We start from the raw sequence: 26,217 nt of genomic DNA, 5'->3' as shown, positions 1-26,217 counted from the left end.
TCTTTCGACTCTAGGATCTCTTGAATTCGATTATTCCGTTGCGTTCTGTGGCATGAAACTGCGCAAACTTAGCACGCCCTGTGAGTAACTATTCTGGAAGCGGAATGTCGTAGACGTGCTTCACTGGGGCAAATAGAATCAAATCGAAGTGTGAATACGGCTTCCTGTATTTACCAAATCGGGGTTTCACCCTTGGTTTTAGTTCGACATAGCAGTTCAGGTGGGGAAAGCATGAGTAGCAAAGCTCGGCGCATAGTGGCCGGAGCACTATTGGCCTCGGTGGCCGCGGTGGGTTTGACATCGCCGGCCATGGCGGAATCTCCGGTCACGATACCTCCCGGCGACTTCGTTGTTGACAATTCAAACGTACTTGGTTCAGATGTGTCGCAGCTGGAAGACCAGATTTCGCAGCTGCGCAAGGACACTGGTTACAGCCTATTCGCTATCTATGTCGATGAGTTCACTAATCCAGAGAATCCCCAAGACTGGGCTAAGGAAGTCTTCAACAAGAAGAACATGGGCACGAACGATGTCATCTTGGTGGTCGGCACCGAGTCACGCCAAGCATTCCTGGGTAGTTCCAACAACAGCCCGGTGAACGAGTACCGTCAAGAGATCTTCTCGAATGACGTTCTGCCTGCCTTGAGCGACGACGATTGGCTGGGTGCTGCAGAGGGCGCCATTGCGGGTATTGAGAATGTCGACAGCGGAGCCATCGCCGGAAGCGGTTCTTCCAATTCTTCCTCCGGCTTCAGCTTCTTCTGGGTCATGATCGTCATCGCCGGTGGCGCTGTCGTCGCCTTCATGGTGTTGAGCCGCCGCGGAAAGTCGAAGTCAGCGCAGCTACCAACAGGACAGCGCCCCGGATCCTCCGGCGTACCGCAACAGCAGCTGGTTCCACTGGATCAGCTGCGCCGGCAAGCTGACCAGCTGCTCGTCGCTGCAGATGACTCAATCCGCTCCTCCGAACAGGAGCTGGGATTCGCCGAAGCCCAATACGGCAAAGAGTCCATCGAGGTGTTCACCCAGGACCTGGCCCAAGCCAAGCAGCACCTGTCCGAATCGTTCCGTCTTCAGCAGCAGCTGGATGACGACATCCCGGACACCGAACAAGACCAGCGTTCATGGCTCGGCGAAATTATCAATCGCTGCGGGCAGGTCAATGAGACGCTGCAGAAGCATGCCGAGGATTTCAAGAAACTGCGCCAGTTGGAGCAGAACGCAGAAACCCGGATCACCGAAGTTGCCGCCGAGCAGGAACCGCTGAATCAGCAGCTCTCTGCCCGGGTTGCGATCCTCGAACAGCTCACCGACAAGTACGACCAGTCCGCGGTTTCGCAAATCCTGGACAATGCCAAGCAGGCCTCTGACCGTTTGAGCTTCGCCGCCTCGGCGCTGAAACAGGCTTCCGAGCAGCTGGGCAGCGACCGCGCGAACGCCGCGCTGCTGATCCAGAACGCCGAGGAAGCTCAGGACCAGGCAGAAGTCCTGCTTGAAGCCATCAACAAGTCGGCGACGGCTCTAAGCCAGGCAGAATCGGATTTGGAATCCGCGGTAGCGCTCGCCTCGCGGGATGTAGCCCAGGCGCAGGCGTTGGTGAACAACGGTTCCCAGCCTGCTTTGGCCGGTCCCGTTGCCGGCGTGCTCAGCGCCTTGAACAACATCAAGCAGTCGATAGGTAGCAAGCACAACCCACTGGCCCTCATTGCCCAGCTTGATCAGGCAAGCAAGCCGCTGGCGACGTCGCTGGCCAATCTGCGCAACCAGGCAGAGCAGGAGCAAGCCGCACGCGAGCAGCTGCAGAGCCTGCTGCATACGGCCGAATCGCGGATCAACGGCACCGAGGACTACATTCGTGCCCGCCGCGGCGGCGTCCGCTCCTGGGCGCGCACCCGGCTTTCCGAAGCGCAGCGCGCCTACGACGACGCTCGTTCGCAGGCCAACCGTAATCCGTCCGCGGCAGTTGCGTCAGCACAGCGCGCGATCCAGCTGGCCGACCAGGCCGCAAGCATGGCTGAACAGGACGTCAACGGTTTCGGCGGCGGGGACGTCTTCGGCGGCGGCTACGGAGGCCGTGGCCGCGGACGCGGCGGAATGTTCGACGGCATCGGCGGTGCCGTGCTCGGTGGAATCCTCATTGATTCGATCCTCCACGGCGGCCACGGCGGCGGCAACAACGGCGACGGCGGCATGTTCGGTGGCGGTGGTTTCGGCGGCTTCGGTGGAGGCGGCGGAGGCTTCGGCGGAGGGGACGGCGGCGGCTTCGGCGGAAGCGGCGGCAGCTTCTAGCCCGTCGGCCAAGTGTTTTTCAAAGTGTGCACGACCCGATTTCATAATCATCAATCAGACAGGACGAGGCAACCATGACCAAACAGTCAATCTTCGGACGTATCTCCCAGCTGGCGAAGGCCAACATCAATGCACTGCTTGATTCCGCAGAAGATCCCCAGAAGATGATGGATCAGATGGTTCGGGACTATAACGACAACATCGCCGAAGCCGAACAGGCGATTGCCCAGACCATCGGCAACCTGCGGATGATCGAAGACGATTACAAGGAAGACCAGCAAGCCGCAGCAGACTGGGGCAACAAGGCCTTAGCTGCTTCCAACAAGGCTGATGAGTTCCGCAGCGCAGGAAACGCCGCCGATGCGGCCAAGTTCGACAACTTGGCCAAGGTGGCCATCCAGCGCCAGATGCAGTCTGAATCGGAGATGAAGACTGCTGAGCCGACGATCTCTTCCCAGCGTGAAATCGTCGAGAAGCTGAAGACCGGCCTGAACCAGATGAAGGAAAAGCGTACCGAGCTCTCCAGCAAGCGCGATGAGCTGGTCGCCCGTTCCAAGGCCGCTCACGCCCAGAACCAGGTCAATGAGGCGGTCAAGGCCGTCAACATCATGGATCCGTCCAGCGAGATCGGCCGCTTCGAAGAAAAGGTCCGTCGCGAAGAGGCTCGGGTCCGCGGTGCGGCGGAGCTAGCGTCCTCCAGCCTGGATGCACAGTTTGAGTCCTTGGAGGATCTCGGTGAGCAGACCGAGGTCGAGGCCCGCTTGGCAGCGTTGAAGGCCAAGCAGACCGGCCAGCTGGAAGGCTAGACGCCTGCCGGCGTGATCGCCGGAAAGGGGCTCGAGCCCTGGCAAGACATTTTCATTGTCTTGCCAGGCTCGAGCCCCTTTCCCGTTTTAGCCAACCGGCGCAGTGCGACCCTGCCGGCACGTGTCCGGTGAACTTTGGGCTATAGGCCAAAAAGTGTGTCTGCAATCCTGATCCCGCCCCGGCAACCCGGGGCAGGATCAGCAATCACATGGGTATTGAATCCATAAGTGTGAAAGATAGTAGACAAACCCACCTCTGTAGTATCTGTCATTTTCCACTCAAGAAAAACGGCACCACCTCCAAAGGCACCCAACGATGGCGCTGCACCAGCTGCGGCGCCTCAAGCACCCTGACCCGGGCAGATACCACTGCCCGCAACCAACTCACCGCCTTCGTCGGCTGGATCCTCAGCAAGCAAACCCAAGCCGAATACGCGACTTCCAGCGCCCGCACCTTCCGCCGGCATACCGCCTGGTGCTGGAACGTGCACCCCACCCTTCCCCACACCGGAGAAGTCTTCGACGAGATCCAAGTCGACGGGATCTACCTGCGCAAAGGCTGGTGCGCGCTGATCGCCATCGCCAACGGGAAGGTCATCGGCTGTCAATGGTGCGACCAAGAGAAGTCCGTCGCCTGGCTCGAACTACTACGCCCCTTGGCCGAGCCCAAGGTCGTCGTCACCGACGGAGGCAGCGGGCTGCTCAAAGCCTTGAAAGAACTCTGGCCGCAGGTGAAGGTCCAACGCTGCCTGGTGCATATCCAACGCAACGTCCGCACCCAGCTCACCCTCAAACCCAAAACCACTGCTGGCAAGGCCCTGCGCGCTTTGAGCCTGCGGCTGACCAGGATCAAGACCCGGGACGAAGCCACCGCCTGGATCGCGCTGTTCGCCGCGTGGCACACCGAATTCCAGCACTACCTCAACGAGAAAACCTACGCCAAAGACTTCACCGGCACCCGACCCAAAGGCATCAGAAGCACCCGGGTCTGGTGGTACACGCATGACCGGTTGCGCAAGGCCTACTCCAGCATGAACACTGCCTTGAAACGTGGGCATCTGTTCACCTATCTCAGAGAAGATCTCCACGCACTGGGAATCAATGCCACAACGAACATGATCGAAGGCGCGATCAATTCCGGGATCCGGACCATGATCTTCCACCACCGGGGCATGCCCACCGAGCACCGCCGCGCAGCGGTGGAATGGTTTTGCTGGCAACATACCGCCAAGGATTCACGCACCAGCCTCGGCGCGTTGATCCGGCCCGAACACTACACGCCGCGGGCGAGGAAACAAGCAGCTGAAGACCTCGTGGAGGAGCAGATCGGACCAGAGCTCTATGGCACAGGGACGACCGCTGAGGAAGGGCTTTACGCGAGGATAGGATGGGGCGGGAGAAGCGCCTCAACGCACTGATAATCAATGAATAGTGGGGTTTGGCCTTGGCAACATGCCCGGGCCAGACACACATTTTGGCCTATAGCCCTGAACTTTGCCGGGAAAACAAAATGGAGACCCTTTCGGATCTCCATTCGCCTTGGTGGCGGGGAGAGGATTTGAACCTCTGACCTCCGGGTTATGAGCCCGGCGAGCTACCGAACTGCTCCACCCCGCGTCGGTAAATACAACATTACCAATGCGTAACCATTTACGCGAATCCGGGACCCGTGTCGTCCATCACCATGCAACTCGGAGGACACTCCCCTGTGGAATATTCCAGGACATCGACTTCGGCCGGGTTCGATACCGCCAGCCCGGAAATGAAAAAAGACGGAAGCTTTCGCTTCCGTCTTTTGCCTTGGTGGCGGGGAGAGGATTTGAACCTCTGACCTCCGGGTTATGAGCCCGGCGAGCTACCGAACTGCTCCACCCCGCGTCGGTAAATACAACATTACCAACAGGGAAACCGAATCGCGAATCGAGCGACGGTGGCTTTCGTCACCCGACAGCCTTCAGGTGTCCATCGGGCTCACGCCGGCAATATGATGTCGCAGATTCTGGCGGAAAAGTGTGCGGCGATACAACCAGTGACCCGGCCGCCGGCGGCCACTGTCCCTCCCGTCCATCATGGAAAACAGCCGGAGCGAGGCCATGAGTCGAGTCAACCGAAACCGTATGGCAAGGGCCGCTGTTGACAGAAGTCCTCGAAAAGGCCTCAGGGCAACTGTGAGCAGGACGTCGGGGCGCATTCCTCTGGTGGGCCTGATCACCCCTACGCCTCCGACCCCCTGACGCTGCTCCTTCGCCCTGCAGAACGGCGCCGGGGAGCCTCACGGCCGCCTCCGCACCCCGTAGCGCGCAGTCGGCCAAAGGCTGCGCTTGTGCGCTGCCAGTAAGTGATACCGCTACTCCCCTGCATTCCGGATGGAATTCATTGCGGAGTTCTTCCAGCTAGCCCCGGCCGCTCAATGGCTCGGCGGATAACAGCGTCTTACGTGGGAAATGAGCAGGGCGCGATTCGCGGTATGGATTGATTTGCTGAACCTTGCGCAGACTACTGAAAGCCGAAGCCGCATTGAACCCGATCCTAACCCGCCCGCCCTGGAGATGCACCGGGCCGGAAGACTGCGCTCCATTGGTATTGAGCTGCGCGAAGAGCCCCGAGCACGGCCACCGGCACCTCGGAAAATCCGCCTCCTTGACGTGGGCATCGCGCGAACCCACAGCTCGGAAATGCAAAAAGACGGAAGCTTACGCTTCCGTCTTTTTGGCTTTCGTGGCGGGGAGAGGATTTGAACCTCTGACCTCCGGGTTATGAGCCCGGCGAGCTACCGAACTGCTCCACCCCGCGATGACTAGTCAATTATTGCATCATCGCGGAGTGAAACGCAAATCGGGCATTCGTGCCAACTGGATTAACCGTTGTTCCCGTCGGTAGGGGCAGGCGATTCAGTTCCCTGTTCGCTGCCCTGTTCCGGGGCCGGGGTCTCGGATTTCTCCGGGGTTCCGTTGATAGCTGCATCGGCCTCGATGGCCTTCTGCAGTGCGGCTTCCAGATCCTTCTGCGACTTGCCGTAGGCGGCGAAGTCGTTCTTGGCCAAGGCTTCTTGTCCGGCCTTGATCGCAGCGTTCGCGGCGTTCAGAGCATCAGAGAGCTTCTGGGCGTCGGTCTGCGTCGGCTTCGATCCATTGTCGCCGTCACTCGGCTTCTCACCAGGCTTGGCGCCGGTTTCACCGGTCACAGCGCCCGAGTCGCCACCGAACACCTGGTCAAGTGCTTCGGCAAGCGTATCGGCGAAGCCGACCTGGTCACCGAAGGCCACCAGCACCTTGCGCAGCGTCGGGTAACTCGTGGCACCCGAGGACTGGACGTAGACCGGCTGCACGTAGAGGATACCGCCGCCAACAGGCAGCGACAGCAGGTTGCCGTTCTTGACTTCCGAGGCACCCTGGCGAAGCAGGTTGAGCTCCTGGGTCACCTTGGTGTTCGTGTCGAAGTTCTGCTGGGCCTGGCCCGGACCCGGCACTGCCGTGTCCGTCGGAAGTTCCAGCAGCCTGAGCTTGCCGTAGTCCTCGGCCTTGACGCCCGCCTTGGTTCCAGCATCCGCATTGGCTGCGAGGAAGCCGAACATCACGTTGCGCTGCTGGCCGCTGGCCGAGCTGGCCGGGATGAACGTCGAAGTCAGCGAGAACGATGCCTCGTCCTGCGTTGGCATCTTCAGCGACATGTAGAACGGAGGCTGCTTGACCTTTGTGTTCGCGGTCGTCGGGTCGTCCGGGACGGCCCAGGCATCATTGGCCTCGTAGAAGGTTCCGGGATCGTCAACGTGGTAGGTCGAAAGGACCTCGCGCTGCACCTTGAACATGTCCTCCGGATAGCGAACGTGCTCCATCAGTTCCGCAGACATGTCCGACATCGGGCTGATGGTGTTCGGGAAGACGCTCTGCCAGGACTTCAACAGCGGATCCTCGTCATCCCAGGCGTACAGCTTCACCGAGCCGTCGTAGGCGTCAACCGTGGCCTTGACCGAGTTGCGCAGGTAGTTCACGCGTCCGTTGAGCGCATCGATGTCCTGGGCGTTGGTCAGGGAATCCGTGACCGCGGAGGACAGCTGCTGCTGCTGGGAGTACGGGAAGTTGTTCGACGTGGTGTAGCCGTCGATGATCCACTGCACGCGACCGTCGACGATCGCCGGGTAGGCGTTCGAATCCAAGGTCAGGTACGGTGCGACCTTGCTGACGCGCTCACGCGGATCGCGGTCGTAGAGGATCTGCGAATCGGCGTTAACGTCCTGCGAAAGCAACAGGTCGGTAGAGGCGAACTTCAGCGAGTAGACGATGCGATTGAACATGTTGCCCACGTTCGGTCCGCCGTCGCCGGTGAAGGTGTAGCGGGTGTCTTGGGAGTCGCCGCTGGTGCTCGGGCGGTCCAGCTCGCGGTCGTCCCAGCCCTCGTCCGGGCCGCCGACGATCGAGTACTGCGGCGAGTTCTCGCCGAAGTAGATGCGGGGCTCGTAGTCCTTGTCGCTGGCCAGGGTGCCGCTGGTCGGGATGCCGCCGAGCATGAAGTCCGGGCGGCCGCCGGCCGCGACGCGGTTGCCGTAGGCGGCCACCAGGCCGTAGCCGTGGGTGTAGGAGATGTGCTGGTTGACCCAGGTGTCGGTCGGCGAAACGTTCACTTCGCGGGCCGCAATCACGGTGTCCTCCACTTTGCCGTCGACCTTGTAGCGGTCCACGTTCAGGGTGTCGGCGAAGGTGTAGTAGCCGCGGAACTGCTGCAGCTGCGCGAAGGCGGCGGACACCAGGTTCGGGTCCAGCAGGCGGATATTCGCGGTGGTCGCGGTTTCCTCGGCCAGCGCGTTCTTCTCGGTGGTCACGGTCGCGTCGTACTGGGTGACCTCGATGTCGTCCAGGCCGTAGGCCTGTCGGGTCATCTCGATGTTGCGCTCGATGTACGGGCTTTCCAGCGCACGCTGGGAAGGCACGACCTGGAACTGCTGCACCATGTACGGGTAGACGCCGCTGGCGACGATCATGGTGATCACCAGCATGGCGGTGCCGATCAGCGGCAGGCGCCAGCGGCCGGTGATGGCGGCGATCACGAAGGTAATGGCAATCAGCACGGCGACGATCGCCAGGATCATCTGGGCCGGGATCACCGCATGCACGTCGCGGTACAGTGCACCGGCCACGCGGCCGGACTGGTCGGTCAGGGTTTCGTACTGCCCGATCCAGAAGTTCACGGCTTGCAGCAGCAGGAAGACCGCCACCACGATCGCGGTGTGCACACGCGCGGCCTTGCCGATGGTGATGCCGCCGCGTTCCTCAACGCGGATGCCGCCGTACAGGTAGTGGGTCAGCAGACCGGCCACACCGCTGAGCAGGACTACCGAAATCAGGAATCCGTTGAGCAGCGCGATGAACGGCAGCGAGAACATGAAGAAGGACAGATCCATGTTGAACTGCGGATCGGTGCTGCCCCACGGGGTGCGGTTGAGGAACAGCAGGATGGTCTTCCACTGGCCGGCGACAGCCACGGCGGCGAAGATGCCGACCACCAGCGGGATGCCGATCATCAGGAAACGGCGCACCGGCTCCAGCTGGCTCTGGTAGCGCGACATCGAGTCTGCGCGCCCGCCGTCCGGCGCGTACACCGGACGGTGCTTGTAGGCGCTGCGCATGGAGAACCACATCGGGACGGCCATGAGGAGCAGGGCGATCAGGAAGATCACCACCTTGGCGATGCGTTCGGTCCAATAGACCTCGGAGTAGCCCAGCTGATTGAACCACAGGATATCTGCGTAGAAATTGGACAGGAAAACGAACACCGCGACCAGGATGACCACCGCGAAGATGGTCAGAGTCAGCGGCGACACCTTCTTGCCCGAGGGCCTGGACGGTTGCTGCGGTTGGCGGGGCCGCGGTGGGCCCCCGGACGGTGTATCCGATCCGTATGACACTATTTATTCCTTACCTTGTGTCCCAGACGCTGCTTTCACGTCAGAACTCATGTACCTAATCCACGTGCGAGCGATACGCACCAGTCTTGCTGCCTGCACCACATTCTTCCCGTGATGCGCAGCTAAATCTATTCGCAGGTCGCCATGCTGGCCGGATCTGCGCCGCCGGCGACCTTTTCAAGGACTTCGCGAGCTTCGTGCAACGTCGATACCTTGACAACATCTAAGCCGTCGGGAACTCGCCCGACGACTTCCGAGCAGTTCTCCGCCGGGGCCAGGAACACCGTCGCCCCTTCTTTCTTGGCGGAGACCATTTTCTGGGCGATGCCGCCGATGGGACCGACGTTGCCGGCCTGGTCGATGCTTCCCGTTCCGGAAATATGGTGGTCCCCGGCCAGGGATCCCTCGGTGAGCCGGTCGATGATCGCCAAGGCGAACATCATGCCGGCACTGGGGCCGCCGATGTTCTCGACTCCGAACTTCACGTCGATCGGGAAATCATGGGTGGTGTTCAGCAGCACGCCCAGCTGCCGGTTGCCCGTGTCCCCCAGCGTCGTGGAAACTTCAACGTCCATCTGCCTGGCATTGTCCTTGCCGCCGGGGCGCTGGATGGTCATCGTCGCCGGCGCCTCGCCGTGCTTGTCCAGGTCAGCCTTCAGCTGCTCAAGCGACGTGATGTCCTTGCCCTCGAACTTCAGCAGCCGGTCCCCTTCCTTGAGGACCGACTGGTTCGTCTCGGTGGCGAAGCCTGCAACATCCAGCCACGTCTTGAAGTCGTAGCCCAGCTCGGTCAGCGCAGCGGCCACCGACTGGTCCTGCGAGGAAACCATCTGCATGTCGTTCTGCTCAGACTGCTCATCGGTAGTCACGCCGCGCGGGATGACGGTTTCCTCGGGGGCGATGTCTTTCGTCGGGTTGAACAGCGCCTCAAGCACCACCGGGATGGTCACCCGGTTGGTGCCGCCGCCCTGGACGAACACCGTGAGCATGTCCAGTGTGCTTTCGGACTCATAGGACTTGGCGCCCTCGATGGTGATCAGTTCGGTGCCGTCGACTTCGCCAAGGGTGTTGAGCACCGGCCCCGGCGAGCGGATCACGAAGTTCGTGGGCAGGAACATCATCACGCCGATGAGCAGCAGGGCTACCATTCCGGCGCTGGTGCGTCGCACTCCCGGGGAACCCTTGCCAGGCGCGCCGGTGGGAGCCGAGTCGCTGGCTGAAATGACTGGTTCCTGTTCGTACACGTACCCTGCTCCTGACCGAAGTTTGATGCAGCAATGCCAAGAATGGCAAGGCTACTGTTAACCCTACTGAAGCGATGCTGTGAAATTCATGAGGAAGCGTGCATAATCTATGTGCCGAAAGCGAACTGGGGCCGTTCCGACTGCGAACTCCCAGCCGCAGGCGGTAGCTTTAAGTACATGGCACAGAACCCCCCGAATAACCGCCCCGACGGTAACGACGACGAAAACAACCCGCAGGATCCGTTCTCTGCGATGTTTGGTCAGCTCTTCGGCAGCGGATTCGACCCAAACAATCTTCCACCTCAGTTGAGGGATGCGCTGGGAGCCCAGGGCGACCCTGCGGCAATGCAGAAAATGATGCAGCAGGCGCAAGCCATGATGTCGGCCATGATGAGCAGCAATGCCTCATCCGGTCCGGTGAACTGGAAACTCGCCTCGGACACTGCCCTGCAGGCCTATGCCAGCGACGACCCCGAGGTGTCGGTCGCACGCCAGAGCGCGATCACCGATGCCTCCTACTTGGCAGACCTCTGGCTGAACAACGCCACCGCCTTCGAGACGGGTTCCGCCCCGATCGAGTCCTGGACCCGCAAGCGCTGGTACGACAAGACGCTGGGCACCTGGAAAAAGATCACGGAGCCGGTGGCGGAATCCGTGGCGCAGGCGATCACCAGCGCCATGAAGGACCAGATCCCCGAGGAGATGAAGGGCATGCTCGGCAACGCCGACGGCATGTTCCGCAACCTCGGCGCCAGCATGTTCGGCATGCAGCTCGGCTCCGCTCTGGGCGAGCTGGCCAAGGACGTGCTCGGCGGCACCGATATCGGCTTGCCGCTGGCCGGCACCACCCCGGGCATCGTGGCAACCAATGTCGCCGCGTTCGGCGACGGCTTGGAAATTCCAGAGCAGGAAGTGCTGCTCTACGCAGTGCTGCGCGAAAGCGCCCACGCCCGGTTGTTCAACCGCGTGCCCTGGCTGAGCTCCAAGCTCATCGGCGCAGTGGAGTCCTACGCCCGCGGCATCCACATCGACATGTCGCGTATCGAAGAAGCCGTTCGCGGCATCGACCCGTCGAACCCCGAGGCCCTGCAGTCCATGCTCGGCGAGGGTCTGTTCACCCCGCAGCGCACCCAGGCCCAGGACAAGGCCCTGGAAAACCTGGAGCTCACCTTGGCCCTGATCGAAGGCTGGGTCGACCATGTAGTCTCCGAAGCGGCTCAGAACCTGCCGTTCGCAGGCCACCTGCGCGAGACCATGCGCCGCCGCCGCGCTTCGGGCGGCCCGGCAGAGTCCACGTTCGCCGCACTGGTCGGCTTGGAGCTGCGCCCGCGCAAGCTGCGCGAGGCAGCCGCCTTGTGGGAGCACCTGTTCGAGGAACGCGGCATCGAAGGACGCGACGCGATCTGGGACCATCCTGACCTGATGCCTACCCAGACGGACCTGAGCGATCCCGCCGGATTCACCAAGCGCCGCGAAGAGGCAGCTGATGAATTCGACGAGTTCGACGTGGCCTTGGGCAAGCTGCTCGACGGCGAATTCGACGGCATCGACCCGCTCGCCGAGGCGCCGAAGGACGAGAAGGACAAGAACGACGAAGATCCGCAGGATCCCAAGGCATAACCGCCTGGCGGAGACCAGCTGACAGGTGCGGGCACCGAACTTCCCGGTTCGGTGCCCGCACTCTTTTTAGTGAGCCCCGGATTCGACGAGCGATCGTGCGGGAACGACTATTCGTCCTCGTCGCCGTCGAATCCCCCGGCCTCGGCTGCGCCCTGCCCGTTTTCTGCTGCGTGTGCCCGGAACCCTGCGCTGAATCCTGCCAGGAACTGGTCCGCCTCGGCGCGGCGCTCGAACCTGTCCAGCAGCGCCTGGAACTTGGCCCCGTGCCCGTCCTTGGGCGCCATCAGGTGCGCGAGTTCGTGCACCAGCACGTAGTCCTGCACCCACTGCGGGGTGTGCAGCAGCTTCGAGGACAGCCGAATTGTCTTTTGATACACGCTAGCCGAACCCCAGCGCTTGTTCTGGTTGTTTACCCAGCGCACCGAGACGGGCTGGGCCAAGCCGCCGAAATAGCGCCGATCCAGCTGCTCAGCCCGGGCTTCGAGACTCGCATCGCTGGTGGCTTCGGCCCGCTGCACACGATTCCGGCGATATTTCTTGACCATCTCATCGACCAGCATCTGTTCGGAGCGTTCATCCAGCGCCGCAGGCACCTGGACGACAAGACGGTCCTCCCTCCACTGGGACGAGATCGTCTTCCGTCGTTTGGCAGAACGCACGATGCGCACCGGAATCTCGTCCGGGGCGAGGAAGTCCGCGGTTTTTGGCAAGGCTGGCATGGGTGCGTTCCCTTCAGAGCTGGGGCAGGAAACCGGGGCCCGGAATCGGGCCCCGGACTGCGCGGTTCAGGACAGGCTGCGGGTATCACGGCTGCGCCGTCGCCGGCGCGGGCTGTGCAGAGCCTAGCCGAGGTGGTCGGAGAGCACTTCCAGCACTGCCTGGCCGTAGCGCTCCAGCTTGGTGCGGCCCACGCCGGAGATCTTGCCCAGCGCCTGCTCGGAGGTCGGCCGGTGCTCGGAGATCGCCATCAGCGTCGCATCGGTGAAGATCACGAAGGCGGGAACCGAGTTCGTGCTGGCGACCTGCGAGCGCCACGCCCGAAGCGCTTCGAAGAGGGCTTCGTCGTAGGTGGCCGGGCACGAGGAGCAGCGCTTGAGCTTGCGCTCCTTGGCGCTGGTGAGGAATGAACCGCAGGTGCTGCACACCGCCGGGGTCACTTTCTGCTCGCGGCGCTTGACCGGGGCCTGCTGCCGGCTACTGGCCTGGCGGACCGACTTGATGCCGTCCAGGAACCTCGACGGGTAGCGGTGGGCCCGGCCGCCGGGGGTCCGGGCCAGCGACCAGGACAGGTACAAGCGGATCCGTGCACGGGTGATGCCGACATACAGCAACCGGCGCTCTTCGTCGTATCCGGCCTGGTCCTTGGCATAGGTGATCGGGACCAGTCCGTCGCTCAGACCGGCCAGGAACACCACGTCCCATTCCAGGCCCTTGGCGGCATGGAAGGACGCAAGCGTCACGCCGTCAAGGGTCGGTGCGTGCTGGATCGCCGCCCGTTCTTCGAGCTCCCGGACCACATCGTGCAAGGTCGCCTTCTCCCCCTGCGCCTTGCGGCCCTCGACGAGTTCATCGGCCAGGCGCACCAGGGCCGACAGGGATTCCCAGCGCTGCCGCACGGCGCCGGTGCCGCCGCTGGGCGCGTTGGCTGAATAACCGTGGGAGGAAAGCACGTCGCGGACCAGCTGTGCCACGTCGTCACCCTGCGAGACGTTCAGCGCGGCGCGCAGGGCGAGCATTCCCTCCTTGACCTCGCGGCGTGAGAAGAAGCGTTCGGCTCCGCGCATGACGTACGGAATCGAGTGGGCGGTCAGCGCCTGCTCGAAGGCCTGCGACTGCCCGTTGGTGCGGTAGAGCACCGCGATCTCTGAGATGTCCTGGCCCTGCTTGACCAGCATCTTGATCCGCTGGGCGACCTCGTCGGCTTCGTTCTCGTCGTCGGTGGCCTCGAAGAACTCGGGGGCTGGCCCGTGGTCGCGCTGGGCAATGAGTTCCAGCGGCTCCGGCCAGGTGACGGTGCGGTCGGGCACCGCGGTCTCGATGCGGCGGGTGGCAAGCACCTTGTTGGCCAGGGACACGATTTCAGGGGTGGAACGGTAGTCGCGCACGAGCTTGACGACCTTGGCTTCCGGGAAGCGGGTGCCGAAGTTCAGCAGGTAGTCCGGGCGCGCTCCGGTGAAGGAGTAGATGGTCTGCGAGGCATCGCCGACCACGCACAGCTCGTCGCGCGCGCCGAGCCACAGGTCAAGCAGCCGTTGCTGCAGCGGCGAGACGTCCTGGTACTCGTCGACCACAAAGTGGCGGTATTGCAGGCGCACGCTCGCCGCGACTTTTTCGTCTTCTTCAAGGATGGCGCTGGTCAGCAGCAGCACGTCTTCGAAGTCGATGACGCTGCGGTCGTCCTTGAGTTCCTCGTAGGTCTGGAAGATCCTGGCCATGCTTACCGGGGCCAGGCCGTTGGGCATTTCGCGGCTTTCAACGATTTTGGCGTAGCTTTCCGGGGAATGCATGGACACCTTGGCCCATTCAACCTCGGCGGCCAGGTCGCGCACCATGGCCCGGTCGCTGGAGATGCGCAACCTGCGCGCGGCCTCGGCGATCAGCGGAGCCTTGTGCTCCACCAGGTTCGGCAGCGTTCCGCCGATGGACTGGGGCCAGAAGTACTGCAGCTGGCGCAGCGCGGCGGCGTGGAAAGTGCGTGCCTGGACCCCGGCGGCCCCGAGCTGGCGCAGCCGGGTGCGCATCTCCGAGGCGGCGCGCGTGGTGAAGGTCAGGGCCAGCACGCTAGTCGGGTTGTAGATGCCCGAATGGACGCCGTGGGCGATGCGGTGCGTGATGGCCCGGGTTTTTCCGGTGCCGGCACCAGCCAGGATGCACAGCGGCCCGCGCAGGGTTTCGGCGGCTTGCCGCTGTTCGGCGTCGAGGCCTGCCAGCAGGTCGTGCAGTGGAGGGTTGTCGTACGAGCTCACTACTTGGATGCCTCCGGAAGGTCCTCGCCGTACCAGGACTTGATCAGTGCATGGGCGATGGACGCACCGCGGGGAATCTGCAAGCTGCCGGCACGTAGCTCGGCGGCAAGCTGTTCACGGGTGAACCAGCGCAGGTCCTGGATTTCAGCGCCGTCCGGGACCAGTTCGGTGCTCAGCGCTTCACCGGTGAAGCCGAGCATGAGCGAACGCGGCAGCGGCCAGGGCTGGGAGCCGCGGTAGGCCACGTCCCCCACCTGGACGCCGGATTCCTCGAAGATTTCACGCCGTACCGCGGATTCCAGCGACTCTCCGGCTTCCACGAAACCTGCCAGCACCGAGTACATGTGCGTTCGAAACGCCGCGTTGGCCCCGAGCAGGATGCGGTCCTCGGCGTCGATGATTGCGGCGATGACCGCCGGATCGGTGCGCGGGAACAGCTCATGGTCGTTCGCCATGCAGCGCTGCCCCCAGCCGAAGGTGGCCGACCGGGTTTCCGACCCGCAGCGGGGGCAGAACTTCTCGGTACGGATCCAGTTCGCGATGGCCTGGGATTCGACGAAAAGCTCGGCCTCGATGTCGTCAAGGACCGTGAATGCCTCGCGCAGGCTAATCCACTGCGCGCGTTCAATCTGCGGGTAGTGCTCCGCCTGGACGATGGCCAGCACGTAGGTGCTCGTTCCGTGGGTTCCGAGGTACACCTGGCGGTCCTGGGCCTGCGGGGTATAGTCGGGGCCGTCGAGGAACAGCAGCCCGTCGCCGGTGACGGCGGCACCGGTTTCGGAAAGCAGCATGACCCGGGTTGATGCTTCGGCAAGCGCGCGGGGCAGCTTCTCCGGATCGTCCTGTTCGGTCAAAGGTCGTTGAATCTGTGACCGGGAAAAGCTCAAACCACTAATCGGTGAACGGTAAATGTCTGCCAGCGCCATACTTCTAACCTAGTGCACTTCGAGCAGCGGGGACCGCGGCAGCAATACGCTGTGGAAATAATTGACAATGATCTTCATCGCAACACCCGAATTTCGCTGGGAAACGGCCTATCTTCCGTGCGTCATTCAACGATGCAGAAAGGAATCTCGCATACGGTGGACATTGTGAAACGCTCTGCCATGGAACTCGCCGCTATTGCCACCGCTGCTGTACCCGGGTTGTCCCCGGTGGGCTTTGCCGCGCTATCCGATGATGCAGAAGATTTCGATTCAGCTCTGCTCATCGACGCACAGAAGCACCGTTGGCGCGTGCGTTCGCCGCGCCATGACGAAGCGAGCATGAGGCTTGAAGCCGAACTGTCGGCATTGCGCGCCTTCTCCGCGAAGGTCCGCGCTTCCCTGCCGTTCGCGCTGCCCAGCGTTGCCGGCACGGTGCGCCAGGGTTCGCTGCGCACCTTCGTCTACAAGGATCTCCCGGGCCGTGTCCCGAGCCTGGACGAACTGGTTGACGAGGGAAGCCGCTTGGCGACGGCCCTGGGCCAGTGCATGGCGGCGATCCACCAGATCCCGGACGAGTCTGTAGAGATCGCGGGGCTTCCGACCTACACCGCCGACGAGGTGCGCCAGCGCAAGCTCAACGAGCTGGATACAGCCGCCGCTACCGGCAAGGTCCCCAGCCGGCTGCTGCGCCGCTGGGAACACGCCATGGAAGACGTTGCACTGTGGCGCTTCAACGCGGCGGTAGTGCACGGCGATTTCGATGAAGAGCAGATCCAGATTTCCCAGTCGCGCATTTCTGCGGTCAAGGGTTGGACCGACCTGCATGTGGGGGATCCCGCCGATGACTTCGCGTGGCTGTCAGCCATCGAGGACCAGAACTTCAGCGAGCGCGTATTCGCCGCCTATGTGGAGGCCCGTGGCAAGTCCGCCGACCCGCACATCATGCGCCGCGCCGCGCTGGCCGCCGAGTTCGCCTTGGCCCAGTGGCTGGTCAAGTCGCTGGACAGCAAGGATGCCGAGCGCATCGCCGAAGCCGAGGAGATGCTCCAGGAGCTGGACCGGAATATCGCCGAATACGGCGGGCAGCCGCTGTCCGTCGTCGAGGCCCCGCGTCCCCTCAGCACCCCGGCACCAACCCCGGCCGCAAGCCCGGCGCAGCCGACCCCTGCAACCGAACGTCCGGTCATGGTGCCGAAGTCTTCGGCGCCGACCATCAATTCGTCGAAGGTCACCGCATTGGGTGGCAATTCTCCTGCAGCCGCTCCTGCCGCAGGGCAGGACAGCTCCGACTCGAACGGCCCGGAGTCGAGCACCCTGGACAATTCCAAGGAGCAGTCCACCGCAGCGCCTGGCCTGAAGGACGAGGGACAGAAGCCCGCCGGTGATTCCAAGACCGGCACCGCCGCGCAGGAAACCGGGAACCAGGCTGGTTCCGCGGCACCCGACGGCGCAGCTCCGGCGAAGGAATCGTCCCCCTCCGACACGGATGGAAACGACTCCGCCAAGTGACGCTTACGGGGTGCCGGCCGGCTCCCCTTCTTCCAGCTGCTCGAACGCAGTGGTGATCATTTCCTCGAGCTCCTGTTCGCCGGACAGGTGCTCCGCATGGATCGTCACGCCCGCGGCAACATAGTAGAACGCGGCCTTGATCTGGTCCAGCGGAATGCCGTGGAGCCTGGACCAGCCCAGCCGGTAAACGGCCAGCTGGACCAGCTTGCTCTTCAAGTCCTTGCCCGAGGGCACCCGTCCGGTCTTCCAGTCGAGCATCAGCCAGGTTCCGTCCTCCAGGCGGAACACCGCGTCGATTCGGCCGCGCACTGCCACCGGGCCCACGCGCGTTTCCAGCGGCACCTCCACATAGGCAGGCTGAAGCTGCGCCCATTCGCTGGCGAGGAAGGCCTCCTTCATGGATGCCAAGTCCAGCGCGTCGTCCAGATAGCTGTCGGCCGGCTCCATGATGTCGCCCAAGTCCAGCATCGAGGTCTTCTCGTAGTACTCCTCGATCCAGGCATGGAACGCGGTGCCGCGGCGGGCCGCCAGGCCCGGGCGGCGAGGCACCGGCCGGCGCAGGTTCTCCAGCACCTCGACGGGGTCTTCGGCCAGTTCGACGAAGAGCGAGGCGCGCACGTGTTCCGGCGCTTCGATGCCGCGTTCCCGGTTGGCCAGGAATTCACGCTGGGCGAGAAGGCGCCGCGCTTCCTCGGCCCAGGCTCGACCCACGTCGGTGCTGATCTCGCGGCCGGTGCCCGGCGACAGGACGTCATCTGCAAGTTCCTGGAGCACCTCACGCCGCGAATACGGGTGCGGGCTCTTGGCCACGCCGCCGCGGATCTCGGGCCCGGCCAGCGGGTCATAGGGCCAATCGGCCTCCAGCGGCGTCATGCGGCTGGGGTTTTGCTCCGGCGCATCCTCGTCCTTCACCCACACGCCGATCTCAGCCCGCGGGTGCTCCCCCTCGGCCAGCGGCATCAGCGCGCTGAAGAACAACGATGGGTCGGTCGGCTTGGTCCGGCTGTTGGTCCAGATGCTGCTGCTGCAGATCAGCAGGGTCTTGGCGCGGGTCACCGCCACGTAGGCCAAGCGCCGTTCCTCGGCGATGTGGTGGTCTTCCACATCGGAGGTGAACATGGATTCGGCTTCGAGCAGCTCCTTGAGCGAGGACTGGTCGGTGTCCCATTGCGGCAGATCCCTGGCATCGCCGCGCAGCGGCCACGGGACCGCCTTGTCGCCGCTGGTCCAGCGGTCTGACTTCGATCCCGGGAACACCCCGTCGTTCATCGACATGACCGCCACGGTGTCCCATTCAAGGCCCTTGGAGGCATGCACGGTGAGCAGCTGCACCGCCTTCGGGTCTGCGTCCTCGCCCGGCAGCGGCAGGCCCTTTTCCTTTTCGGCTGCCTGTTCCAGCCACATCAGGAATCCGGCCAGTTCCACTCGCGGGGCGTTGCGGCAGTATTCGCGGACCACGTCAGCGAAGGCATCGAGGTTCGCCCGGGACTTGTCGCGGTCGACCCACGGACGGGCGGCGACCTCGATGTCCAGGTTCATGGATCGTTCGACCTCGCGGATCAGCGTGTCCAGGTCGTCGTTGGCCAGCAGCCGCAGCCCGGCCAGCTCCTCGCGCAGCCGGACCAGCCGGGCCCGGCCCTCGGCGCTGAGCTGGCGTCCGTCGCCGCTGGTCCAGTGCTCCGGCGGCAGGTAGTCCAGGGCTTCCACCAGGCTGGCGCCGTCGTTCAGCTCCGCGCGGACGGCTTCCAGCGCAGGCTCGGATTCCGTCCCCGTCTCGTTCTGGATCTCCTGCGGGTTCAGTCCGCGTGCCCGGCGGCGTTCAAGCTGCCGGGACCAGTCCGCGAAGGCAGTCAGGTCCGCGGGGCCCAGCCGCCAGCGCGCGCCGGCCAGCAGCCGCATGAGCTTGTCCGAGCGCAGCGGATCCACCAGCACGTGCAGGCAAGCGACCAAATCGGTCAGTTCCGGGGTGCTGAGCAGCCCGGAAAGGCCCACGAACTGGTAGGCGATGCCGCGCTCGTCGAGCACCTCGGCCATGGAGGCGAGCTGCCCGCGGTTGCGCGAAAGCACGGCGCTGGTGAGCACGGTGCCATCGGCGGCGACGAAGCCTTCGCCCTGGATCAGGTCGGCAATGGCTTCGGCTTCCTGGCGCACGGTGGCGCAGCGGTTGAGCACCACCCGCCCGGGCAGCGCGAAGGCCGAGGGCTCCAGCGGCTTCACTGCCACCGGCCCGGTGGACTGCTGCGCCCCGCCGCCGGTGATGGCGTTGGCGGCCTCCAGCACGTTGACGGTGTTGCGCCAGGCGATGGTCAGGTGGTTGACGTGGGCCAGTTCGCGGCCGTTGGGACGGTGGATCGGGAACTTCTCCGGGAAGCGGAACAGCTGCCCGGCGCTGGCTCCGCGGAAGCCGTAGATCGACTGGTTGGGGTCGCCCACCGCGGTCACCGGGTGGCCCTGGCCGTAGAGTTCGGAGAACAGCACCATTTGGGCGTGCGAGGTGTCCTGGAACTCGTCCAGCAGCACCACCTTGTGCGTCGTGCGTTCGGCGAGCGCCGCGGCGGGAACCTGCTGGGCGATGGTCGCTGCGTGGGCGACCAGGTCGCCGTAGTCCATGACGCCGAGCTTCTTCTTCTGCGCCGCGTAGTCCTCGGCCAGCTGCGCGATGGTGGCGCGGGAGGCCAGCTTGTCGATGAGCTTGAGGGCGGCCTGCGTGGGCGCCTTGTTCTTCTCCGGGTCCATCGGCAAGGTGCGCAGCCGGGCCACCAGGTCGTCGATCCAGCCGTGCGCCTCGGGCGCGGTGAGCAGGTGCTCGGCCGCTTCGGAGCTGAAGGACACGATGGCGTCGATCAGCGTGCTGGTGGCGCTGTTCAGGTGGCGGTAGTCCCCCGTATAGCTTTCAAGCACCGTGTGGGCCAGCTGCCAGGACTGCGCGGCGCCCAGCAGCACGGTGTCCTCCTCCAGTCCGAGGCGCAGCCCGTGGTCCTGGACCAGGGTGTTGGCGTAGGAGTGGTAGGTGGATACCGCGGGGTCCAGGAAGTCCCGGGTGGTTTCCTCGCTGAGCAGTCCGGTGGCCACCAGCTGGGCGATCTTTGCGCGGATGCGCACCGACAGCTCGCCGGCGGCCTTGCGGGTGAAGGTCACTCCGAGGATTTCCTCCGGGCGCACCAGCTGGTTGGCGACCAGCCAGACCACCTTGTCAGCCATGGTCTTGGTCTTGCCGGATCCGGCGCCGGCGATAACCAGCATGGGCTCCAGCGGGGCGCTGATGATCTGCGCCTGCTGCTTGGTGGGCGGGAACTTCTCCCCCAGCGCCTCGGAGAGCTCCTGCGGGGTGTACTTGATCATGCTCATGGTTCGGTGACCTGTCGTCCTTCGTTGCACAGCGGACAGATTTCGGGAAGGGTGCAGCTGCCCAGCAGGCCTGCGGATCCAGCCACATGCCGGGTGGTGAATTCGGTGTGGCCCATCAGCTCGGCGGCTTCCAGGATGAGTTTGCGGGCCCAGTCTTCCTGGCCCAGCGCCGGCTGGTCGCGCAATGCGGGGCTTTTGGCGGAGGTGCCCACGTAGACCAGGGTCGCCCCGGCGGGGTCGTCCGAGAGCCCGGCAGTCTGCTCGTGCTCCTGCAGGGCACCGAGCTGGATGGCGGTCTGGTAGACGCCCAGCTGGGCGTGCTCCAGCACGTCGTTTTTGCTCGGCGCCGAGGCGCCGGTCTTCAGGTCCACCACGGTGACCCTGCCGTTGGCATCGGCTTCGACGCGGTCGATGATGCCGCGGATCTGCACCGGATCCCCGCCGGTGGGGACCTCCACGTTGAAGGGCAGCTCGCGGGCCACGAGCCGGCGGCCTTCCTGGCGGGAGGCCACGCAATACTGGGCGAACTTCTTGAGCATCGAGTTGGCCCGGTCGAAGTCCCGCTGGCCTTCCCAGTTCTCCGGCTTCTCCAGCTCCGGCCAGCGCTCCTCCAGGATGCGCTCGTATTCCGAGCAGCTGGCCTCGGGGTGTTCCTCCGCGATGGAGTGGATCAAGGTTCCCAGGGAGGCTGCGAAGTCGTGGGCCGCGGTGCCTCCGGCGCTTTGCACAAACCAGTTCAGCGGCGACTTGACCAGGGTCTCGACCTTGGAGGGCGAGATCCTGCGCGGCTGGCCTTCCGGGATGACCGGCCCATGGCTGCTCAACGGCAGCATGCCCCACCAGGAGGAGGGGTGCGCCCCTCGGACGGTGCGCGGCTGCGCCGCCAGCCGGGAGAGCACCTGGGCTGCATCCCGGTACAGGTCGTCGGCGCTGACCTGCGGCGGTGGGGCGATCGCCCCGAGCTGCGCGGCCTTGGCGCGTTCTGCGGTATTGCGCAGCTCCGCCACCAGGGCGGGTAGCGCGCGGATGCGCGGCACCGGGGTCGGGGCGCGGCCCTCATCCCCCGGCGGATCCACCAGGTCCATGAAGGAGGAAGGCTGGGAGTCCTCGTTGTCCACGGCGGTGCAGATCAGCTGGGAGCTGGCGCGGGAGACCGCGTTGCTGAAGCTGCGCAGCTCGTCGCTGCGGATCTGGCGGACCAGATGTGTGGGGGTCCGGGTGGCCAGGAACCCGATGCCGTGCTCCACCACGTCGGCCAGCGCGTTCGAGCCCAGCAGTTCGCCGCGCAGCCGCAGGTTGGGCCAGGATCCTTCCTGCAGACCCGGGATGAAAACGATGGGCCACTGCTTGCCGGCGGCTGCCGCGGTGGTCAGCACCGTGACGTGCTGGCCTCCGGAGCCGCGGCTGGCCAGCGAGTCCATGGGCAGCTCCTGGTGCAGGATGTGCTCGATGAACTGCTCCACGCTTGCTCCGGGCAGCTGGTCGACGAATCGCTCGGCGGCCTGGAACAGGGACAGCACCGCATCCAGGTCATGGTCGGCCCGGCGTGCGGTGGTTCCGGCGCCCAGGGCTTCCTCCCGCCAGGCCTTGGCGCGCCCGGAGGCTTCCCACATGACCCACAGGGCGGTTTCCGGGGTGGCGGTGCCGGAGGCAAGCTCCTCGCGCAGCGCGGTGTACATCTTCAGCAGACGCTGCAGCCCGAAGGCCGGCTTACCCAGGTCCGCGGCGAGCTCCGGCTCCGCGAGGCAGGCTTCGAGCAGCTCCTGGCTGGAGCGCCGACCGCCGCGGGACGACTCCTGCTGGCGCAGCAGCTGGCGCAGCCGGCGGATTTCCAGCGCGGTGCTCATGCCGTAGCGCGAGAGCAGCAGGTTCTGCATCAGCAGCGGATCCTCGCCCGCCCCGTCGGCGAACGCCAGGTCCAGCAGGTCCAGCAGCGGGCGGACCGCGGATTCGTCCTTGAGCGGGATTTCGGCCGGGGGCACCTGCACGGCGATGCCTTGGCCTTCCAGGAAGCGGCTGAGCGAACGCACTTGGGAACCGTTGCGCACCACGATGGCGATGTCCGAGAGGTCCTTGCCTTCGAAGAGGTTCAGCTGCACGATGCGCTGGGCGATGAAGCGCTCTTCCAGGGTGGAGTTCTCGAAGGTGAGCGCCTGCGCGGCCCCGACGCCGGCGGCCGCCACCGGCTCCACGGCGCGGCCACGGGTTCCGGTGGCCACCGGGATGCGGCGCACGATGCGGCGCCAGGCTTCGGTGATTTCAGGGCCCATCCGGTAGCCGGTGCCCAGTTCGAGGATCTGCGCGTCATCGGCGCTGGTGTAGCGGGCGGAGAAGCGGTGCAGCTGGTCGGCGCGGGCGCCGCGGAATCCCTGGACCACGCTGTCCGGCGCAGCGAAGGCCAGCAGCGGGCGGTCGCGGCCCAGCAGCGCCAGCAGCCGGTGCTGGGACAGGGTGGCTTCCTGCAGGTCGTCAACCAGGATCAGCGCCAGCCGGTCCTGCTCGGCGTGCAGGAAGTCGGGGTTCTCCTCCAGCAGCTGCGCGGCGCGGGTGATCAGCCCCGCCGGGTCGAAGGCTTCGGCGTTGCCCAAATCCAGCAGGTCGCGGTACTCCTGGTAGAACCGGGCGGCGGCAAGCCATTCCGGGCGGGCGGCGGCCTGCCCGTAGTCGGCGATGTCCGCCGGGTCCAGGCCCAGTTCCGAGACGCGGTCGAAGAATTCGCGCAGCTCCTTGCGGAAGCCCCGGGTTTCCACCGCCAGCTCCAGGTCGGCAGGCCAGCCTGGGCCCGGGGTCAGGCCCTGGGCGTGGCCTTCGAGCAGGTTGCCGATGAGGGTGTCCTGCTCGGGGCCCGAGAGCAGCCGCGGGGCGCGCTCGACGAAGGGCAGCAGCCCCTCGACCCGGGCACGGCGGATCAGGTCGAACGCGTAGGCGGACCAGGTGCGGACCACCGGTTCGGTGAAGGTGCGCTGGGCGCGGCGGCTGAGCTCGTCGCGGATGGCCGCGGCGCTCAGCCGGGTGGGCGCGATGACCAGCAGCGAGAGCGGGTCCAGACCGTCGTCCAGGCGGGCCACCGCGGTGTCGATGAGCGCGGTGGTCTTGCCGGTGCCGGGGGCACCGGCGACCAGCATGGGGGTTCGTGCGCCGGCCAGGGTTTCCAGCAGCGGGGCCGATTCCTCGGCGGGTACGTCGTGCATACTCATAGTTGATCATCCGCCTCGGACATTTTCGGGTTGCCCAGCGCCGCGCGCAGCGCGTCGATGCGCTCCCACTGGGCGGGGTCGGGTTTCCACCGTTTGCGGTTCATGTCGATCCGCCGGCCGGGAGACGCGAGCTCCTCTGCGGCCCAGTGCCCGGAGGCTTCGGCCATCAGCGCCCCGGTGATCGTTCCGTCGGAGCGCAGGATCCGCCACCACGGCGTGCCCTCCGGGGCGGCCCCCATGGCCTTGCCCGCCTGCCGGGCGGAGCCGCTGCCCAGCAGCTCGGCCACGTCCCCGTAGCTCAGGACCGCACCGCGCGGGACCAGCTGGGCCAGTTCGTGGACGGCATCGGGGTAGGCCAGTGATTCTTCGCGCTCGGCTGGGGTCATGACTCCATTGTGCCAAGCCGTCCGGCGTGCTCCACATCCGGTGCGTCCAAGACCCGACATGTCCGCGCCGGGCTGTAGCGTTGAACCATGACTGAATGGCAGAACGGCCTCGCCGTAGGCTTTGACTTGGAAACTACCGGCGTTGACACCGCCACCGCGCGCATCGTCACCGCCTCGGTGGTGCTGCTCGATGCGCAGGAGAATATCGTCAACCAACGCGAGTGGCTGGTTGATCCGGGGATCGAGATCCCCGAGGCGGCCACCGCCGTGCACGGAATCTCTACCGAGAAGGCCCGTGCCGAAGGCATTCCGGCGGCGCAGGCGGTACGCGAGATCCTGGGCCTGCTCGCCTTCGCCTCCGAGCAGGCTCCGCTGATCGCCTTCAATGCCGCCTACGATTTCTCCGTCCTGCATGCCGAGGCGCTGCGCTACAACATGCCGCCGTTCATTCCCGGCAACGTGATCGATCCGTTCATCATCGACAAGCAGGTCGACAAATGGCGCAAAGGCAAGCGGACTCTGGGCGCCGCCTGCGAGCATTACGGCGTGGTGCTGGAAAACGCGCACACCTCATTCGCCGACGCCGTCGCCTGCGTGGCGGTGGCCAGGGCGATCGCGGAGAAATACCCGCAGCTCCAGGTCGACCCGCAGGTGCTCCACGGCTGGCAGATCGGCTGGGCGCGCGAACAGGCCGAAAGCTTCCAAACCTACCTGCGCAAGACCAAGCCCGAGGCGCTTGTCGACGGCGCATGGCCCATCAAGGATGATTAATACGCCCTGCCGCGGCCGAGTTGCGACGGCAAGGTAATGCACTTCACAGAGAGCTCGGGCTCGCTGGGCACGCTGTGAAACAGGGCATTCGTTCATTTATCGCGGCCATCGCGCGAAGTATATTCGACGCTGGGTCGCTGAATGCCGGATTTTAAGTACGATGACCCAATGCAGGGGGTTATTCGGGCGATTTTGTTCGATAGTGGTTGAATGGAGGGTACTCTCTACACCCTTTGAGAATCTGAAGGAACACGCCTAGTGATCACAGTTAGTGACCTGCGCAAGGTCTACCGCCAGGGAAGCAACGACGTTGTCGCCCTGGGCGGGGTCAGCCTTGAAGTCCCTACCGGGAAAATTCATGGCATCGTCGGACATTCCGGAGCTGGTAAATCCACCCTCGTCCGCTGCCTGACCTTGCTCGACCAGCCTACTTCCGGAACCGTGTCGGTAAACGGCAAGGAGCTGACCAACGTCAGCGCGGACGAGCTGCGCGATGCGCGCCGCCGGATCGGCATGGTTTTCCAGCACGCTAACCTCTTCGATTCCCGCACCACCGAGCAGAACGTCGGCTACCCGCTGGAGCTGACCGGCACTCCCAAGAAGGAGATCGCCGCCAAGGTCGCCGAGCTGCTGGAACTTGTGGGCCTGGCCAAGTTCGCCAAGGCTTATCCGTCGCAGCTCTCCGGCGGCCAGCGCCAGCGTGTGGGCATCGCCCGCGCCCTGGCCACCGATCCGGATGTCCTGCTGTGCGACGAGCCCACCAGCGCCCTGGATCCGAAGACCACCGACGAGATCCTGGAACTGGTCAAGAAGCTGCGCGACCGCCTGAACATCACGGTGCTGATCATCACCCATGAGATGCACGTCGTGAAGCAGGCCTGCGATTCGGTGTCGCTGCTTGAGGGCGGCTTCATTGTCGAGCACGGCGATATCGCCTCGGTGATCACCAACGCCCAGGGCCGCCTGGCCCACACGCTGCTGCCGCTGCCAGGGGACGCGCCGCGTTCGGCCGGCGCCGGCATGATCCTCGACCTCCTGTACACCGGAGACCAGGCCACCGAGCCGGTCATTTCAGCGGTTTCCCGCACCTTCAACATCGACGTCAACGTCCTGGCCGGTTCGGTTGAACAGCTCAGCGACCAGCAGTACGCGCACCTGCGCATCCAGCTGCCGGTCGATGCGGACGTCGAGGCGATCACCAATTATCTGAAGTCGAACGGCATTGCCGTCACCGTGAAGGGAACCAAGTAAGC

15 protein-coding genes and 3 tRNA genes are annotated in these 26,217 nt (G+C 64.6%); 7 read left to right on the top strand and 11 right to left on the bottom strand.

Features of this window, described 5'->3' with window-relative positions; all coding sequences use genetic code 11:
• The first annotated feature begins 231 nt into the window (after window positions 1–231).
• The 3 genes from ATC04_RS07070 to ATC04_RS07055 all read left to right on the top strand — a co-directional run bounded on the left by ATC04_RS07070 (window position 232) and on the right by ATC04_RS07055 (window position 4,513).
• Window positions 232–2,289, top strand: a complete 2,058-nt coding sequence (locus ATC04_RS07070) for a TPM domain-containing protein (RefSeq protein WP_047119531.1) — start codon at window positions 232–234, stop codon at window positions 2,287–2,289.
• A 74-nt stretch (window positions 2,290–2,363) separates the two neighbouring features.
• A complete protein-coding gene (locus ATC04_RS07065; protein ID WP_047119532.1) occupies window positions 2,364–3,095 on the top strand; it encodes a PspA/IM30 family protein in 732 nt (243 codons plus the stop codon).
• A 209-nt stretch (window positions 3,096–3,304) separates the two neighbouring features.
• Complete coding sequence (locus ATC04_RS07055) at window positions 3,305–4,513, top strand: IS1249 family transposase (protein WP_082123928.1); 1,209 nt, start codon at window positions 3,305–3,307, stop codon at window positions 4,511–4,513.
• A 122-nt stretch (window positions 4,514–4,635) separates the two neighbouring features.
• On the opposite strand, the gene ATC04_RS07050 is transcribed toward ATC04_RS07055, so the two are convergent.
• From ATC04_RS07050 to ATC04_RS07030, 5 genes are all read right to left on the bottom strand, one after another.
• Window positions 4,636–4,712: transfer RNA gene (locus ATC04_RS07050), tRNA-Met, on the bottom strand.
• Between the two features lie 184 nt (window positions 4,713–4,896).
• Window positions 4,897–4,973, bottom strand: a tRNA-Met gene (locus ATC04_RS07045).
• Between the two features lie 841 nt (window positions 4,974–5,814).
• A tRNA-Met gene (locus ATC04_RS07040) sits at window positions 5,815–5,888 on the bottom strand.
• 64 nt (window positions 5,889–5,952) lie between these two features.
• Window positions 5,953–8,913 (bottom strand): UPF0182 family protein, encoded by a 2,961-nt coding sequence (locus tag ATC04_RS07035; RefSeq protein WP_231735932.1) that lies wholly within the window; start codon window positions 8,911–8,913, stop codon window positions 5,953–5,955.
• A 212-nt stretch (window positions 8,914–9,125) separates the two neighbouring features.
• Window positions 9,126–10,241, bottom strand: coding sequence for a S16 family serine protease (locus ATC04_RS07030; protein WP_052772418.1), 1,116 nt, complete (start codon window positions 10,239–10,241; stop codon window positions 9,126–9,128).
• A 177-nt stretch (window positions 10,242–10,418) separates the two neighbouring features.
• Here ATC04_RS07030 and ATC04_RS07025 point away from each other — a divergent pair, with 177 nt between their 5' ends.
• On the top strand, window positions 10,419–11,861 hold the full coding sequence (locus ATC04_RS07025; protein WP_047119534.1) for a zinc-dependent metalloprotease: 1,443 nt from the start codon (window positions 10,419–10,421) through the stop codon (window positions 11,859–11,861).
• 107 nt (window positions 11,862–11,968) lie between these two features.
• Here ATC04_RS07025 and ATC04_RS07020 read toward each other — a convergent pair whose 3' ends face one another.
• The 3 genes from ATC04_RS07020 to nudC all read right to left on the bottom strand — a co-directional run bounded on the left by ATC04_RS07020 (window position 11,969) and on the right by nudC (window position 15,681).
• Window positions 11,969–12,580: a M48 family metallopeptidase gene (locus ATC04_RS07020; RefSeq protein WP_047119535.1), complete on the bottom strand. Its 612-nt coding sequence runs from the start codon at window positions 12,578–12,580 to the stop codon at window positions 11,969–11,971.
• A gap of 123 nt (window positions 12,581–12,703) precedes the next feature.
• Entirely contained in the window at window positions 12,704–14,827 is a 2,124-nt protein-coding gene (locus ATC04_RS07015; RefSeq protein ID WP_047119536.1) for an ATP-dependent DNA helicase UvrD2, read from the bottom strand.
• The gene (nudC, locus tag ATC04_RS07010) at window positions 14,827–15,681 is read right to left on the bottom strand and encodes an NAD(+) diphosphatase (protein ID WP_052772419.1); all 855 of its coding nucleotides are present in this window, start codon (window positions 15,679–15,681) and stop codon (window positions 14,827–14,829) included. The genes ATC04_RS07015 and nudC overlap by 1 nt, the downstream gene beginning before the upstream one ends.
• Before the next feature lie 228 nt (window positions 15,682–15,909).
• Between nudC and ATC04_RS07005 the strand changes: the two genes are divergently transcribed.
• Window positions 15,910–17,262, top strand: a complete 1,353-nt coding sequence (locus ATC04_RS07005; protein ID WP_231735931.1) for a phosphotransferase — start codon at window positions 15,910–15,912, stop codon at window positions 17,260–17,262.
• Window positions 17,263–17,265: 3 nt separating this feature from the next.
• Here ATC04_RS07005 and ATC04_RS07000 read toward each other — a convergent pair whose 3' ends face one another.
• The 3 genes from ATC04_RS07000 to ATC04_RS06990 are packed head-to-tail and all read right to left on the bottom strand — an operon-like array spanning window position 17,266 to window position 24,193.
• On the bottom strand, window positions 17,266–20,610 hold the full coding sequence (locus ATC04_RS07000; protein WP_047119537.1) for an ATP-dependent DNA helicase: 3,345 nt from the start codon (window positions 20,608–20,610) through the stop codon (window positions 17,266–17,268).
• Entirely contained in the window at window positions 20,607–23,801 is a 3,195-nt protein-coding gene (locus tag ATC04_RS06995; RefSeq protein WP_231735930.1) for an ATP-dependent DNA helicase, read from the bottom strand. Before ATC04_RS06995 ends, ATC04_RS07000 begins: the two co-directional genes overlap by 4 nt.
• A 2-nt stretch (window positions 23,802–23,803) precedes the next feature.
• Window positions 23,804–24,193, bottom strand: coding sequence for an MGMT family protein (locus ATC04_RS06990; protein WP_047119539.1), 390 nt, complete (start codon window positions 24,191–24,193; stop codon window positions 23,804–23,806).
• An 87-nt stretch (window positions 24,194–24,280) separates the two neighbouring features.
• Between ATC04_RS06990 and ATC04_RS06985 the strand changes: the two genes are divergently transcribed.
• Together ATC04_RS06985 and ATC04_RS06980 are read left to right on the top strand one after the other, a co-directional pair.
• Entirely contained in the window at window positions 24,281–24,964 is a 684-nt protein-coding gene (locus ATC04_RS06985; RefSeq protein ID WP_047119540.1) for a 3'-5' exonuclease, read from the top strand.
• Window positions 24,965–25,222: 258 nt separating this feature from the next.
• Window positions 25,223–26,215: an ATP-binding cassette domain-containing protein gene (locus tag ATC04_RS06980; protein ID WP_047119541.1), complete on the top strand. Its 993-nt coding sequence runs from the start codon at window positions 25,223–25,225 to the stop codon at window positions 26,213–26,215.
• Window positions 26,216–26,217 lie beyond the last annotated feature (2 nt).

This window comes from Arthrobacter sp. YC-RL1, from assembly GCF_001454985.1.
GTDB lineage: Bacteria > Actinomycetota > Actinomycetes > Actinomycetales > Micrococcaceae > Glutamicibacter > Glutamicibacter soli.
The sequence above is the reverse complement of the archived record's forward strand: the minus strand, read 5'-3'. Positions and strand labels throughout refer to the sequence as shown.

Bases quoted from the DNA above. Each gene is read 5' to 3' on its own strand.
- ATC04_RS07000 (WP_047119537.1), bottom strand. From the start codon at position 20,610: ATGAGCATGATCAAGTACACCCCGCAGGAGCTCTCCGAGGCGCTGGGG.
- ATC04_RS06985 (WP_047119540.1), top strand. From the start codon at position 24,281: ATGACTGAATGGCAGAACGGCCTCGCCGTAGGCTTTGACTTGGAAACT.
- ATC04_RS07065 (WP_047119532.1), top strand. From the start codon at position 2,364: ATGACCAAACAGTCAATCTTCGGACGTATCTCCCAGCTGGCGAAGGCC.
- ATC04_RS07070 (WP_047119531.1), top strand. From the start codon at position 232: ATGAGTAGCAAAGCTCGGCGCATAGTGGCCGGAGCACTATTGGCCTCG.
- ATC04_RS06995 (WP_231735930.1), bottom strand. From the start codon at position 23,801: ATGCACGACGTACCCGCCGAGGAATCGGCCCCGCTGCTGGAAACCCTG.
- ATC04_RS07055 (WP_082123928.1), top strand. From the start codon at position 3,305: ATGGGTATTGAATCCATAAGTGTGAAAGATAGTAGACAAACCCACCTC.
- ATC04_RS07020 (WP_047119535.1), bottom strand. From the start codon at position 12,580: ATGCCAGCCTTGCCAAAAACCGCGGACTTCCTCGCCCCGGACGAGATT.
- ATC04_RS06990 (WP_047119539.1), bottom strand. From the start codon at position 24,193: ATGACCCCAGCCGAGCGCGAAGAATCACTGGCCTACCCCGATGCCGTC.
- ATC04_RS07025 (WP_047119534.1), top strand. From the start codon at position 10,419: ATGGCACAGAACCCCCCGAATAACCGCCCCGACGGTAACGACGACGAA.